The sequence below is a fragment of the uncultured Alcanivorax sp. genome, assembly GCF_947258575.1.
Lineage (GTDB): Bacteria > Pseudomonadota > Gammaproteobacteria > Pseudomonadales > Alcanivoracaceae > Alcanivorax.
Genome location: NZ_CAMYIV010000004.1, coordinates 235,642 through 248,370, shown reverse-complemented (window position 1 = coordinate 248,370; position 12,729 = coordinate 235,642). Strand labels below are relative to the sequence as shown.

Annotated in this window: 16 protein-coding genes; 9 read left to right on the top strand and 7 right to left on the bottom strand. The window is 60.7% G+C overall.

Features of this window, described 5'->3' with window-relative positions; translation table 11 throughout:
- Positions 1-2 precede the first annotated feature (2 nt).
- A complete protein-coding gene (locus Q0Y02_RS04675; protein ID WP_297765052.1) occupies positions 3-602 on the top strand; it encodes a histidine phosphatase family protein in 600 nt (199 codons plus the stop codon).
- A 181-nt stretch (positions 603-783) separates the two neighbouring features.
- Here Q0Y02_RS04675 and cobU read toward each other — a convergent pair whose 3' ends face one another.
- The 4 genes from cobU to moaB form a co-directional block, all read right to left on the bottom strand.
- A complete protein-coding gene (cobU, locus tag Q0Y02_RS04670; protein WP_297765049.1) occupies positions 784-1,314 on the bottom strand; it encodes a bifunctional adenosylcobinamide kinase/adenosylcobinamide-phosphate guanylyltransferase in 531 nt (176 codons plus the stop codon).
- Positions 1,314-1,892, bottom strand: coding sequence for an alkylphosphonate utilization protein (locus Q0Y02_RS04665; protein WP_297765046.1), 579 nt, complete (start codon positions 1,890-1,892; stop codon positions 1,314-1,316). Before Q0Y02_RS04665 ends, cobU begins: the two co-directional genes overlap by 1 nt.
- A 110-nt stretch (positions 1,893-2,002) precedes the next feature.
- A complete protein-coding gene (gene glp / locus Q0Y02_RS04660) occupies positions 2,003-3,223 on the bottom strand; it encodes a gephyrin-like molybdotransferase Glp (protein WP_297765043.1) in 1,221 nt (406 codons plus the stop codon).
- Positions 3,224-3,260: 37 nt separating this feature from the next.
- The gene (gene moaB / locus Q0Y02_RS04655) at positions 3,261-3,773 is read right to left on the bottom strand and encodes a molybdenum cofactor biosynthesis protein B (protein ID WP_297765040.1); all 513 of its coding nucleotides are present in this window, start codon (positions 3,771-3,773) and stop codon (positions 3,261-3,263) included.
- Between the two features lie 157 nt (positions 3,774-3,930).
- On the opposite strand from moaB, the gene Q0Y02_RS04650 reads away from it, so the two are divergent.
- Entirely contained in the window at positions 3,931-5,298 is a 1,368-nt protein-coding gene (locus Q0Y02_RS04650; RefSeq protein WP_297765037.1) for a cytochrome P450, read from the top strand.
- A gap of 317 nt (positions 5,299-5,615) precedes the next feature.
- Here Q0Y02_RS04650 and Q0Y02_RS04645 read toward each other — a convergent pair whose 3' ends face one another.
- On the bottom strand, positions 5,616-6,446 hold the full coding sequence (locus tag Q0Y02_RS04645; RefSeq protein ID WP_272979995.1) for a mechanosensitive ion channel domain-containing protein: 831 nt from the start codon (positions 6,444-6,446) through the stop codon (positions 5,616-5,618).
- 166 nt (positions 6,447-6,612) lie between these two features.
- Here Q0Y02_RS04645 and Q0Y02_RS04640 point away from each other — a divergent pair, with 166 nt between their 5' ends.
- The 5 genes from Q0Y02_RS04640 to Q0Y02_RS04620 all read left to right on the top strand — a co-directional run bounded on the left by Q0Y02_RS04640 (position 6,613) and on the right by Q0Y02_RS04620 (position 9,283).
- Positions 6,613-7,254, top strand: a complete 642-nt coding sequence (locus tag Q0Y02_RS04640) for an MBL fold metallo-hydrolase (protein ID WP_297765031.1) — start codon at positions 6,613-6,615, stop codon at positions 7,252-7,254.
- 7 nt (positions 7,255-7,261) lie between these two features.
- Entirely contained in the window at positions 7,262-7,795 is a 534-nt protein-coding gene (locus Q0Y02_RS04635; RefSeq protein WP_297765028.1) for a mechanosensitive ion channel domain-containing protein, read from the top strand.
- A gap of 87 nt (positions 7,796-7,882) precedes the next feature.
- The gene (locus Q0Y02_RS04630) at positions 7,883-8,185 is read left to right on the top strand and encodes a BPTI/Kunitz domain-containing protein (RefSeq protein WP_297765023.1); all 303 of its coding nucleotides are present in this window, start codon (positions 7,883-7,885) and stop codon (positions 8,183-8,185) included.
- A complete protein-coding gene (locus Q0Y02_RS04625; protein ID WP_297765020.1) occupies positions 8,182-8,520 on the top strand; it encodes a hypothetical protein in 339 nt (112 codons plus the stop codon). The genes Q0Y02_RS04630 and Q0Y02_RS04625 overlap by 4 nt, the downstream gene beginning before the upstream one ends.
- A 58-nt stretch (positions 8,521-8,578) precedes the next feature.
- A complete protein-coding gene (locus Q0Y02_RS04620) occupies positions 8,579-9,283 on the top strand; it encodes a DUF2057 domain-containing protein (RefSeq protein WP_297765017.1) in 705 nt (234 codons plus the stop codon).
- Positions 9,284-9,645: 362 nt separating this feature from the next.
- On the opposite strand, the gene Q0Y02_RS04615 is transcribed toward Q0Y02_RS04620, so the two are convergent.
- Positions 9,646-10,065, bottom strand: a complete 420-nt coding sequence (locus Q0Y02_RS04615) for a secondary thiamine-phosphate synthase enzyme YjbQ (protein ID WP_297765015.1) — start codon at positions 10,063-10,065, stop codon at positions 9,646-9,648.
- 77 nt (positions 10,066-10,142) lie between these two features.
- Between Q0Y02_RS04615 and Q0Y02_RS04610 the strand changes: the two genes are divergently transcribed.
- Positions 10,143-10,949 carry an SDR family NAD(P)-dependent oxidoreductase gene (locus Q0Y02_RS04610; protein WP_297765010.1) on the top strand — a complete coding sequence of 269 codons (807 nt, stop codon included), beginning with the start codon at positions 10,143-10,145 and terminating at the stop codon, positions 10,947-10,949.
- Positions 10,950-11,054: 105 nt separating this feature from the next.
- On the opposite strand, the gene Q0Y02_RS04605 is transcribed toward Q0Y02_RS04610, so the two are convergent.
- Positions 11,055-12,008 (bottom strand): 2-hydroxyacid dehydrogenase, encoded by a 954-nt coding sequence (locus tag Q0Y02_RS04605; RefSeq protein ID WP_297765007.1) that lies wholly within the window; start codon positions 12,006-12,008, stop codon positions 11,055-11,057.
- A 38-nt stretch (positions 12,009-12,046) separates the two neighbouring features.
- Between Q0Y02_RS04605 and Q0Y02_RS04600 the strand changes: the two genes are divergently transcribed.
- On the top strand, positions 12,047-12,715 hold the full coding sequence (locus Q0Y02_RS04600; RefSeq protein ID WP_297765004.1) for a DUF523 domain-containing protein: 669 nt from the start codon (positions 12,047-12,049) through the stop codon (positions 12,713-12,715).
- Positions 12,716-12,729: the final 14 nt, after the last annotated feature.

The window sequence follows — 12,729 nt, the reverse complement described above, 5'->3', positions numbered from 1 at the left end:
CCATGACCACCACCCTTTTTGATCTGATCCGCCACGGCGAACCCGCCGGCGGGCACATGTACCGCGGTCACAAGGACGATCCACTCAGCGACCTGGGCTGGCAGCAAATGCGCGATGCCATCCAGGCGGGGGATCAGTGGGATCACATCCTCACCTCGCCCTTGTTGCGCTGCCGGGAATTCGCCGCCGAATTGTCAGAGCAGCAGCATATTCCCTTCACCGTGGCCCACGACTTCAAGGAAATCAGCTTCGGCGACTGGGAAGGAAAAACCCGGGAACAGGTGGCGCAAGAGTACGGTGATCACCAGGCCAACTTCTGGCGCGATGCGGAAAACCACCCGCCGGTGAATGGCGAAACCATTCAGGATTTTCACCAGCGTATCGGCGACGCCTGGGCGCTGTGGCAACAGGCGCTACAAGGTCAGAGGGTCTTGCTGGTCTGCCACGGCGGCGTGATCCGCATGGTGCTGAGTCATGTACTGGGGCTAAGCCCGGGCAAGGCCATGGCGGGATTTCAGGTCCCCTTCGCCTGCCGCTCGCAGGTGCGCATTGATGACACCGAGCATGGCACCTTGCGTTGCCTGGTGAGGCACGGGGGCTAACCCGCCGCCATTCTACGAAGCCGCTGTAGGAGCCCATGCTTGCATGGCGAACCGCGCTTGCGCGGAAATCGACCGTAGGGCGATCAGGAATATCAGCACTCGACAGGTTTCAGAAACAACGAGGGACAAACCTTGATCGTTACCGCCTCGCTACGCGAGGTTCGCCATGCAAGCATAGCTCCTACGGGCAGGCCTCCCCCTTCAACGTTTGCGCAATCCCCGCCACCGACATCACCACCCGATCACATTTTTTCGCCAACGCCTGATTCAACCAGCCCAGCTCATCGGCAAAGCGGCGAGTGAGCGGGTCCATGCCGATGATGCCCAGCCCCACCTCATTACTGACGATCACCACCGATCCCGGATAGCCTGCCAACGCCGTCAGGAAATTTTCCTTTTCGCGCACAAAAACCACATCTCCCGCATGCAACAGATTACTCACCCACAGGCTCATGCAATCAATCAACACACAGGGCGGCGGTGACAGGGTGGCCTGGCGGCTCAACAGGCTGCCCAGCTCCACCGGTTCTTCCACCAGCCCCCAGCTGGCAGGGCGGCGTCGCTGGTGGCGACGAATACGCTCACTCATTTCGCCATCGCCGGCGGTGGCCGTGGCCACGTAAACCACCGGGTCGGGTTGCTCCGACACCAAGCGTTCCGCCAGCGAACTCTTGCCGGAACGGATGCCACCGAGGATCAGGGAATGTGGCATCAATTCTTTTTCACGAACTGGGTAAGGATGACAATCCGCTGGCCTTCCACCCGGCCTTCAATCTGCTCCGGGTTATCCTGCACCAGCGAGATATTGCGCACCGGTGTGCCACGCTTGGCGGTGAAGTTGGCGCCCTTCACATTGAGATCCTTGATCAGCGTGACGCTATCTCCGGCCTCCAGCACAGCGCCGTTGCTGTCACGGTGCTCGACTTTTTCGTCGTCGCTCTGCCCTTCGCCGGTGGCCTGGGCCCAGGCCAGGGTCTCGTCATCCAGATAGAGCATATCCAGCAGATCCTGGGGCCAGCCTTCCGCCCGCAACCGGGTCAGCATACGCCAGGCCAATACCTGCACCGCCGGCTCCTGACTCCACATGCTGTCGTTCAGGCAACGCCAGTGGTTGATATCTTCATTGCCGGGATTGTCGATCTGAAAACTGCAGGTTTCACACAACAAGGCGCTCTGCGCCGCCGTGCCATCCCCTTCCGGCGGCACCGCATACACCGCCAGCGCCTCACCGGCACCGCACAATTCACAGGCCGAGTCGGCTCGCGCCAGCAGGGTGGATTCCAGGGTCATTCGTTTACTCCATCAATGTACCGACCGTAGGGTGGATTAGCCGCAGGCGTAATCCACCGCTTGCCGTTTTTTTTGGTGGATTACGCCTTAGGCTAATCCACCCTACTTTTCTACATGAGTGCCGGAAACGGCCAGTATGCCAGCATGCTTCCCGGCGCTACCGTTTCTCCCACCGGCACCACCGCTAGCCCGTCCGCCCACACCGCAGAGCTCAACATGCCGGAGCTCTGATTGGGGTGTTTTTCCAGCATCATATTGCCGTTCTTCGGCACACAGCGAACGCGTAAATATTCCTGCCGCTTGCCGGCTTTTTTGACAGAAAAATCCGCCGGCAACCGGAACGGTGCCGGCAAGACATTTTCGGCACCACAGCCCCGACGCAAGGTGGGCAACACCAGCATCAGGTAACAGACCAGCACGGCAGACGGGTTGCCGGGCAGGCCGAAAAACGGAATGCCATCCACGCTGCCATAGGTGAACGGCTTACCCGGCTTGATCGCCAAGCGCCAGAAATCAAGCTGGCCCTGCTGTTCCAGCACCGCACGCAGATGATCTTCTTCGCCCACGGACACGCCGCCGGTAGAAATAATCACATCCGGGCGCTGCTGCGGGTCGCTGAGAGCCCGGCTCAGGGTGGCGCGAATAATAGCCGGGTCGTCGGGCAGATGCTCCCGTTGCACATCGGTAAAACCACTCTGAATCAGCAGCTGCTCCAGTTGCGGGCCATTGCTGTCGTAGATCCTGCCGGGCAACGGCGCCTCATCCGGGGCCTGCAGTTCATCCCCGCTGGTCAGCACCAGCACCCTGGGGGCATACACCCGCACCCGGGAGACGCCCACCGACGCAATCAGCCCCGCGGCCTGGGGAGTCAGGCGCTGGCCGGTGCGCATCACCACTTCATCCAACCGGGCATCCTGGCCCGCCGGGCGAATATTCTGCCCATCGGTGACCGACGCCTGTGCCGGCAGCCTTACCCGGCCGTCAGCAATCTCACAGTCTTCCTGCATCAAAACGGTATCCGCCCCGGCGGGCACCGGCGCGCCGGTGAAGATCCGTGCCACCTGCACCGGCATCAGGGTACCCGGCGGGTCACCGGCGGCAACGCGCAGCGGCATGGGCAGGGTCAGTCCCGGCTCGTCCAGGTCCGCATAGCGCAGGGCCACACCATCCACCGCGGCGTTATCGAAGGCGGGCACATCCACGCGGGACACCACGTCCTGGGCCAGGTACTGGCCACGGGCGTCACCAACAGCGATCTCCTGCACACGGGCAAACGGCGCGGCGCTGTCCAGCAACCGGGCCAGGGCGTCCTCTACCGGCATCAAACTCATCGTCGCATCCTTCCATCCTTCATCATTGTCATCGCTCTCAACGCCGAATCTGCGCGACAAAGTTGCAGGGGCGATGACGGGCATCCAGCTGGTCGCGGATGATGCGATCCCAGCCGGTGGCGCAGGCATTATTGGAACCGGGCAGGCAGAAGATCACCGTGCGATTGGCCAGCCCGGCCAGGCAACGGGACTGAATCGTGGACGAGCCGATATCCTCCACACTGACCTGGCGAAACAGTTCACCGAAACCTTCGATGTGCTTGTCGAACAAAACCCCCAGGGCTTCCGGGGTGGAGTCGCGCCCGGAAAAGCCGGTGCCGCCAGTGGTAACAATGCCCTGAATACGCTCGTCGGCGATCCAGTCGGACACCACCTTGCGCAGCTGGTAGATGTCATCCTTGACGATCTGGCGGGCCTGCAAGTGGTGGCCGGCTTCCTCCAGACGCTGGACCAGCAGGTCCCCGGACGTGTCGTTATCCGGGGTACGGGTATCGCTGACGGTCAATACCGCCAGGGCCAGGGGCTCGAAGGCTGCCGCGGGCTTGGACATAGATTTCTCCTTGATGATGGCGCCAATGCTAGCACGAGCCATGCCATGGTGGCTGGACAGCACATCCCGCATTGACCGCTGCCAACAGCCCCCTGTTCGCCACAGTATGCTCACAGTACATTGACGCTATACAACGTGTTTATCGGGAGAGCTGACAATGAGCAGCAGCATGGAAACCGCCCAGCAGGATGCCGCCCGTCTGCCGCGCCTGCCACAACGCAAGCTGGACAATATTCCGGGGGATTATGGTACGCCGTTACTGGGTGACACCATCGAGTTCCTCAAGGACTACCACAAGCTGGTCACCCGGCGGGCCGCAAAATACGGTCTGGTCTCCAAGGGATCGGTGCTGTTTCAACGCGGCGTTACCCTGCTTGGGCCAGAGGCAAACGAGTTTGTCCTCAAGGACCCGGATCACGTATTTTCCAGCCGCGCCGCCTGGAACCCGTTCCTGGAAAAGCTGTTCACCGACGGGCTCATGCTGCGCGACTTTGCCGACCATAAATTTCATCGCCGCATCATGCAGCAGGCATTCAAGAAGCCGGCACTGGCCAGCTACCTGGACCGCATGAACGCCCATATCAGCAGCCAGATCCAGCCCTGGCAAACCGGCGAAACGCTCAGCTTCTTCGACCATATCAAGGCGCTGTTGCTGGATGTGGGCGCGCAGATTTTCTTCGGCCTGGACATGGGCCCGGAATCCGACAAGGTAAATAAATCCTTTATCGACTCCGCGGATGCCTCCCTGGCGGTATTACGCCTGCCGATTCCCGGCACCCTCTGGCACCGGGGCATGACAGGACGCCGCTACCTGGAAAAATTCGTCACCGACCTGATTCCGCAGAAACGGGCCAGCGAGACCCCGGATTTCTTCAGCGAGCTGTGCAAGGCCGCTGAAGAAGAAGGCGGCCTGAGCGATCAGGACGTGATGAACCACATGATCTTCCTGCTGTTCGCCGCCCACGACACCACCACCAGCACCCTCTGTTCCATCATCTACCTGCTGGCGCAGCACCCCTACTGGCAGGATCAGCTGGCCGAAGAAATGGCCGACCTGAACAAGGACAGCCTGGACTACGACGACCTGGCCAAACTGGAAAAGACCGGCTGGGTGTTCCGCGAAACCCTGCGCATGCGACCACCGCTGACCGCCTTCCCGCGCCGCACCGTGAAGGAAGTGACCTTCCAGGGCCACACCCTGCCGCGCAACACCCTGGTCAACCTCTCTCCCCTGTTCACCCATTACATGGAAGAGTACTGGAGCAACCCGCACACCTTCGACCCGGAACGTTTCAACAACGAACGCGCCGAGCACAAAAAACACTTTTACCAGTGGATTCCCTTCGGCGGTGGCCACCACAAGTGCCTGGGCCTGAACTTTGCCGAGCTGCAAACCAAGACCTTCCTGTTCCACTTTCTGCAGCGCTACAAGGTCAGCCTGAAGCCGGGCTACGAAATGCCGGTGCAACAGGTGCCGCTGATCATGCCCAAGGATGGTTTGCCGGTGGTATTGGAGAAACGGTAAAGCAGCACGGCTTCGCCTCCAGCGACGAGCTGCTAGGCACTAGCTACAACGCCGCTGCGGGAGCGCCGCTGGCGGCGCGATTGAATGTAGGAGCACCTCTTGAGGTGCGAACCGAGCGTAGCGAGGCGACAGAGATTCGAGCGGCAGCAATCTTTTTTGAAACCTGTCGAGCTCTGCCGTCCCTGATCGCCCTGCGGTCGATTCCGCGTTCGCACGCGGTTCGCGCCTCGAGAGGCGCTCCTACAGAGGCTTCGTCGAGATGACGAAGCACGAGGAACTTTCCAGACCTTCCCTATCCAACGAGCCTACCTCGTAGCTCAGCTCTGCTGATACAGATGCACATCCCGCTGCGGATAAGGGATGGTAATGCCAGCCTTATCGAAGGCCAGTTTGACCTGCTCGAACAGGCCGAAATACACCGGCCAGTAATCCTCGGAATTTACCCAGACCCGGGTCAGCATATTGATACTGCTATCGGCGTGGGCGGAGACAAAAATATTGGGGTTGAACTTGTCGCCACTGAGGATACGGTCGTCGTTATCAATCACGGACTGTATCGCTACCCGGGCATCGGCGATGCTGTCGTCATAGCTGATGCCGAATTCGATATCCACCCGCCGCTGCGGTTCGCAAAAGACATTCTTGATACAACCATTGGACATGGGACCGTTGGGAATCACCACCCGCTGATTGTCATAGGTAATCAGAATAGTGTTAAAAATCTGAATGTCGTGGACCCTGCCCATATGCCCCTGGGCGTCGATGATATCCCCCAGACGGTAAGGCTTGAAAAAGAGGATCAACACACCACCGGCAAAGTTGCCCAGGCTACCCTGCAGGGCAAGGCCCACCGCCAGACCGATAGCACCCAGCATGGCGATAAAGGAAGTGGTCTGCACGCCAACCATGCCGGCCACTGCCACCAGCAACAGTAGCTTCAGCAATACCTCCACAAAACTGGTCATGAACTTCTGCAGGGTATCGTCCACCGCCTTGTGCCCCAGCACCCGGTTCAGCCCCTTGGTGATCCGCCCGATGATCCAGAACCCCACTATCAGGGTAATGATGGCCAGCACTACCTTGGGCAGGTAGCCCATACCAAGCTCGATAGCCTTATCCAGATAAGGCTGCACCTGTTCCATTTCCATGGTTCCCTTTCCTTTGCGAGATAGATAAAGGCGCTAAAATAGCACCGCCTCCGTCCCCCGCCGCGGCAGCACGTCGGAATTTGCCATTATTTACGCTTTGCAGGGAATGAACCGGATTCCGGTTTGCGGCTATACTGCGGGCACATTTTTTACCCGATAGACAGCCATGAAGTACGCCATCCTGCCGGTCACGCCCTTCCAGCAAAACTGCTCCTTCCTGAAATGCGACACCACCGACAAGGTGGCCATCGTCGATCCCGGCGGGGATCTGGACAAGATTCTGGAAGCCCTGCAGCAGGTCGGTGGCACGCCGGAGAAGATTCTCGTCACCCACGCCCACCTGGACCACATCGGCGCCGTGGCCGAGCTGGCGGAAAAACTGGACCTGCCCATCGAAGGGCCACACACCGACGACCAGTTCTGGATCGACATGCTGCCCCAGCAGGCGCAGATGATGGGCTTTCCGCCATCACGCCCGTTCACCCCGAACCGCTGGCTGGAAGACGGTGACACGGTCACCGTGGGCGAGACCGAATTCCAGGTGCGTCACTGCCCGGGCCACACCCCGGGGCACGTGGTGTTCTACCAGCCGGAAAGCAAACTGGTGGTAGTCGGCGATGTGCTGTTCAACGGCTCCATCGGCCGCACGGATTTCCCCAAGGGGGATTTCGACACCCTGGTCCAGGCCATCAAGGACAAGTTGCTGACCCTGGATGACGATGTGTCCTTCATCCCCGGCCACGGCCCCATGTCCACCATCGGTCACGAGCGGGTCAACAATCCCTTCGTTTCCGGCAAACACGGTTGAGGCAGCCATGGAATCCAGCGCAATGAAATGGGGCCTGACGGTTGCCGTTATTCTGGTGGCCTGGCTGTTGTCCGTATTACTGAGAGGTGCCACCCGGCGCCTGGGCCGCCGCCGGGATTTCAGCCGGGCACGCATCTTCCAGACAGCCGTGGTTATCAACAGCGCCTGCGTGGTGCTGGCGCTGTTGTCCATCGGCATCCTCTGGGGCCTCAACGGCAGCGGGCTGATGGTCTTCGCCACGTCGATGATGGCCCTGCTGGGTGTGGCCCTGTTTGCCAGTTGGTCCATGCTCAGCAACACCACCGCCGCCATTATCCTGTTCTTCAGCGCCCCCTACCGGGTGGGTGATCGCATCCGCCTGCTCGATGGTGACAACACGGTCACCGGGCAGATCCGTTACATGGGGCTGATCTTCATCACCGTGCAGGACGAGCTGGGCCACCGCTACACCCTGCCCAACAACCTGCTGCTACAGAAAACCGTGATTCGCCTGCGCGGCGACACCCTGCCCAAAGACCAGAAACACTGCCGGGCTGACTAGCACACCTCCGACAGAGTAAAGTGACACCTTATTGAAAGGCCTTGCCGGTTTGGCAGGGCCGTTGCTGATCGACACAAGGACGACACCATGCGACTGCTATTTCCCCTGATCTTCATCACCCTGCTGGCCGGCTGTCAGAACGGTACCGAGGCTGGCAATACGCTGCCGGACGCCTGTTACCAGCCGCCGGAAACCGGCATGTGCAAGGCCGCTTTCCAACGCTATTACTACGATCAGGAAAGCGACAGCTGCAAGAGCTTTACCTGGGGTGGCTGCAAGGGCAGCGTGCCCTTCGAAACACAGGACGCCTGCGTGCAGACCTGTAATGCCAGCAACAGCGAACCTGCCAGCCCGGCGAGAACCTATCGCAGCAAGGGAGACCCGCAATGAGCCAGACATCGTCCCTGGGCATGGCCCGGGCGGTTTATGTACTACACCTGGTAGGCCTGATCACCGGCGGGCTGACCGCCGTTGCCGGGGTTATCATTGCCCACCTGCACGCCGGGGATGCGCCGCCACCCCTGCGTGAGCACTTCCGCTTCCAGTACCGTACCTTCTGGATCGGCCTGCTCTACAGCGTCATTGCCGGCATCACCACCCTGGCCTTTATCGGCTGGTTGCTGATGGTAGTGCTCACTATCTGGTGGATCGTGCGCTGTGCCCGCGGCCTGAGCACCCTGAATCGCAACGTGGCGCCTGCCCGGGTCGACACCTGGGGCTTCTGAGTTGTCACAATATTGTCACCACGGCCCGCCAGACTGGTGGGCCAATCAAGGAGATACCATGCTGTCCCTGCGCCTTATACCTCTCGTTCTCTGCGCCCTGTTTCTGTCCGCCTGCGCCCGCAGCCCGGTGGTCCAGCTCTATGATGGCCCCGCCAAATCCGACAGCCAGGTGCTGACCGTGCGCGTGCCCAGTGAAATCGAAGTGTTCACCATCAACGGCAAAGAAGTGGATGGCGTAAACACCTTCTTCGCCACCGACTTCAAGGAACTCAAGCTGACCCCTGGCCGCTACGAGATCCTCGCCTACTACAAGGAATTGTGGCAGCTGGATGCGGACAACCACGATATCGTGAAAACCAACCCGGCCAACTTCATCGTCGATGGCAAGGCTGGCGAGAAATGGCAGCTGGATTACGACAAACCGGCCAACGTGGAAGAGGCCCGCGCCCTGGAAGACGCCTTTACCGGCCAGGCCATCAACACCACCACCGGTGAAAAAGTCGCGGCCACGGAATCCAACCTGATCCTCAAGCGTGGTTTCCTGGCCCCCATCACCGGCGAAGAAGTGAGCACCGCCGCCTCCGAAAGCGTTGCGCCCCAGCAAGCCGCCGCCCCGGCGCCTGCGACCAGCGCCTCAGCTCCGGCTACTCAGACAGCCCCTGCACCGGCCCCGGCCGGCAGCTACCTGGATACCCTCAAAGCCCAGTGGAACCAGGCCACCCCGGAAGAACGCCGGGAGTTTCTGCAGTGGGTAGCTGAATAACGTTACGAGTCACGAGAAGCGAGTCGCGAAAGGCACCTGGGATATGGGATTTCGCTTCTCGCGACTCGGTACTGACACACTTCTCCTCGAAGCCGATGCAGGAACGGAGCGTAGCGGAGTAACGCACGTTTTGCAGTGCGGCCCGAAGGGTGAGCGAAGCGAATAACCCCGCCCTTCCAGGGCGCGAACCTTGCGAAGCAAGGAATCGCCCAAAGGGCGATCAGGACTTGCCGGACGGCACTGGTCTTCCTAGATATGGCTGCCTATCGCTGAGATCCTTGTCGCCTCGCTACGCTCGGTTCGCGCCTCAAGAGGCGCTCCTACAGCGGCCTTGTAGATGAATTAGTCGCAACGTCCGCCGATCACTCCCCCTGAATCGTCGCCACCAGCCGTCTTGCCCCACCATGATCCCGGTGCTCGCACAGATAAATCCCCTGCCAGGTGCCCAGCGCCAGTCGGCCATTGCTGATTGGCAGGCTCAGTGACGGGCCGATCAGCACGCTCTTGATATGGGCGGGCATGTCGTCCGGGCCTTCCAGGGTGTGTTCATAATAAGGCGCGTTTTCCGGCACCATCACATTCAGGTGCCGCTCCAGATCGCCGCGCACATCCGGGTCGGCATTTTCGTTGATGGTCAGCGACGCGGAGGTGTGCTGGATAAACAGATGCAGCAAGCCCACCTTCACCTCCGCCAGCTCCGGCAAGCCTTGCAGCACCTCACGGGTCACCAGGTGGCAACCACGGCGTTGGGCAGATAATGTCAATGTTCTCTGGAACCACATTTTCGTTCCTCCGGATATTGGCGCCTCCCGATACCGGCGGCACACTCAAGGCTGCAACCGACAGACAAGGGAACACCATGAAACTTAACGGCCAGACCATTGTACTGACCGGCGCCTCCAGTGGCATCGGTGCCGAGGCGGCAAAAATCATGGCGCGCCGTGGCGCCACCGTGTGCCTGGTGGCACGCCGGGAAGAGCAACTACGGGAAGTCCAGGAACTCATCGAAGCCGACGGCGGCTGCGCCTTTATCTACCCCTGCGACTTGAGCGACAACGTGGCCATCGAGGCCTGCGCCGCACGGATTCTCGCCGAGCAGCCGCGTATCGATGCGCTGGTGAACAATGCAGCCCATTCCATCCGTCGCCCCATAGAACAATCCCTGGATCGCCTGCACGACTATCAGCGCACCGTGCAGTTGAACTACATCGGCGCCGTGGCCATGACCCTGAAACTGTTGCCGCGTTTTCTCGACCAGGGCCATGGCCATGTGGTGAATATTTCCAGCCTTTCCACCCAGGTGCCCATCCCCCTGTTTTCCGCCTACCTGGCCAGCAAGAGCGCCCTGGAATCCTTCACCCGCTCGCTGCAGGCGGAAATGGGCCACCAGGGCATCAGCACCACGGTGGTGTACTTCCCCATGGTGCGCACGCCCATGTCATCGCGCACCGCCATCTACAAATACATGCCGATGATGCACGTGAAAAAGGCCGCCGGCTGGATCGTGGAAGCCTGCGAAAAACGCCCGGCCCGCATCGCCCGCCCCATGGGCAAACTGGGCAGCGTCCTGCTCGCCGCCCTCCCCGGCCCGGCCACAAAATTGCCGCAGCCATTGTTCAGAGGCATGGATAAACTGCTGGCCAGCCAGCTTAAAAAGAAAGGTTGACCCATTACCGTAGGAGCTATGCTTGCCCCTCAGGGGATCTGCGACATGCGAACCTGCTCGCGATTGCGGTTATTCGCCATGCAAGCATAGCTCCTACAACAACCTTCAATTCACCACGTTAATCGCACTCCCCGCCTGCCATTGACGAATGTTCTCCACCACCCCGTCCAGCAATCGTTGCCGGCATTCCCTCGTACCCCAGGCGTTGTGCGGGGTAAGGATCAGGTTGGGGATATCCTCCGCCAGCAACGGGTGATCCGCCGGCGGCGGTTCGCTGCTGAGTACGTCCAGGCCGGCGCCACCCAGGTGGCCGCTACGCAATGCATCGGCCAGGGCCGGTTCATCGATCAGGCCGCCCCGGGCGGTGTTGATCAGCAGGGCGCCGGGTTTCATCTGCGCTAGAAACGACGCATTCACCAGCTTGTCGGTCTGGGGTGTCAGCGGGCAATGCAGGCTGAGCACATCCGCCTGCGGCAGCAACTCCGCCAACGACACTCGCCCGGATTGGCCACCGTGGCGCTGGAAGGATTCCGCCACCAGTACCTGCATGCCCAGCGCCTCGGCCAGTCGTGCCACTTCCCGGCCCAGATCCCCGTGGCCGATCAGCCCCAGGGTCTTGCCGGCCAGTTCCATGATCGGATGATTCAGCAGACAGAACTGCTCCGCCCGGCTCCAGGCCCCGGCCTTCACATCCCGATCGTAAAGCTGCCAGCGGGTGGCCAGTGACAACATCATAGTCAGGGTGTGCTGAGCCACCGACGCCCGCGCATAGCCACTCACATTACACACCGTAATCCCCAGCTCCCGGGCCGCGTCCAGATCCACATTATTGGTACCGGTGGCACAAATGCAGATAAGCTTGAGAGACGGGCAGGCTTTCAGGGTGGCGGCATCCAGCACCACCTTGTTGGTGATGACTACCTGGGCACCGTCCAGACGCGCCAGCCGATCTTGCGGGCGGGTCAGCGGATGAAAGGTCCAGGGCATCAACGCCTCCAGGGCGGAGAAGTCCATCTCGTCGGGATTGAGGGTATCGGTGTCGAGAAAAACGCCCTGCATGTTCGGTCACCTTTATCGGGGAAGAAGGGAGGTGTTCCATGCTAACGGATTTGCTGGAAAAGATGGGCTTCACCCTGCCACAGCATGACTGGCAGAAACCGGTAGTGGGCGTCAGCGCCTGCCTGCTCGGCCAGAAGGTCCGCTACGACGGCGACCACAAACACAACGCCATCCTGGTGCATCAGCTCGGCCCCCTGCTGCGTTTTCGCGACACCTGCCCGGAAGTGGCCATCGGCCTGCCGGTCCCGCGCCCACCCATTCAGGTAGTGCAGGTAGATGATGCCCTGCGTGTCAAAGGCGTGGAAAACCCGCAGCAGGATGTCACCGAAGCACTGGAAGACGTGGCCGCCGGCATGACTGAACCCCTCAGCGGCTTCGTGCTCAAAGCCCGCTCACCCAGTTGCGGCCACCTGAGCACCCCGGTGCATAACGCCGGCGGCCAGCAGATCGGCATGGCCTCCGGCGCCTTCGCCCGCAAGCTCCACGAACTGTTCCCGCGCATTCCCCTGGCCAACGACAGCGACCTGGAAAAGCCCGCCTTCCTGCAAAGTTTTCTGCTACAGGTGTACTGCTACCACCAATGGCATCACAGCGACCACCAGGGCCAGTGGCTCAATGACATGCAGATGCAAAGCGAACAGCTGGACGAACCGCTGCACAGTGGCCTGCGCCACTATCTGGATAAACTGGGGCAAGCGATGCATTGAAAGGCAATGAATAG

Bases quoted from the DNA above. Each gene is read 5' to 3' on its own strand.
- Q0Y02_RS04605 (WP_297765007.1), bottom strand. From the start codon at position 12,008: ATGCAGGGCGTTTTTCTCGACACCGATACCCTCAATCCCGACGAGATG.
- Q0Y02_RS04645 (WP_272979995.1), bottom strand. From the start codon at position 6,446: ATGGAAATGGAACAGGTGCAGCCTTATCTGGATAAGGCTATCGAGCTT.
- moaB (WP_297765040.1), bottom strand. From the start codon at position 3,773: ATGTCCAAGCCCGCGGCAGCCTTCGAGCCCCTGGCCCTGGCGGTATTG.
- Q0Y02_RS04635 (WP_297765028.1), top strand. From the start codon at position 7,262: ATGGAATCCAGCGCAATGAAATGGGGCCTGACGGTTGCCGTTATTCTG.
- Q0Y02_RS04615 (WP_297765015.1), bottom strand. From the start codon at position 10,065: ATGTGGTTCCAGAGAACATTGACATTATCTGCCCAACGCCGTGGTTGC.
- Q0Y02_RS04630 (WP_297765023.1), top strand. From the start codon at position 7,883: ATGCGACTGCTATTTCCCCTGATCTTCATCACCCTGCTGGCCGGCTGT.
- Q0Y02_RS04650 (WP_297765037.1), top strand. From the start codon at position 3,931: ATGAGCAGCAGCATGGAAACCGCCCAGCAGGATGCCGCCCGTCTGCCG.
- Q0Y02_RS04600 (WP_297765004.1), top strand. From the start codon at position 12,047: ATGCTAACGGATTTGCTGGAAAAGATGGGCTTCACCCTGCCACAGCAT.
- cobU (WP_297765049.1), bottom strand. From the start codon at position 1,314: ATGCCACATTCCCTGATCCTCGGTGGCATCCGTTCCGGCAAGAGTTCG.
- Q0Y02_RS04610 (WP_297765010.1), top strand. From the start codon at position 10,143: ATGAAACTTAACGGCCAGACCATTGTACTGACCGGCGCCTCCAGTGGC.
- Q0Y02_RS04675 (WP_297765052.1), top strand. From the start codon at position 3: ATGACCACCACCCTTTTTGATCTGATCCGCCACGGCGAACCCGCCGGC.
- Q0Y02_RS04665 (WP_297765046.1), bottom strand. From the start codon at position 1,892: ATGACCCTGGAATCCACCCTGCTGGCGCGAGCCGACTCGGCCTGTGAA.
- Q0Y02_RS04620 (WP_297765017.1), top strand. From the start codon at position 8,579: ATGCTGTCCCTGCGCCTTATACCTCTCGTTCTCTGCGCCCTGTTTCTG.
- glp (WP_297765043.1), bottom strand. From the start codon at position 3,223: ATGAGTTTGATGCCGGTAGAGGACGCCCTGGCCCGGTTGCTGGACAGC.
- Q0Y02_RS04640 (WP_297765031.1), top strand. From the start codon at position 6,613: ATGAAGTACGCCATCCTGCCGGTCACGCCCTTCCAGCAAAACTGCTCC.
- Q0Y02_RS04625 (WP_297765020.1), top strand. From the start codon at position 8,182: ATGAGCCAGACATCGTCCCTGGGCATGGCCCGGGCGGTTTATGTACTA.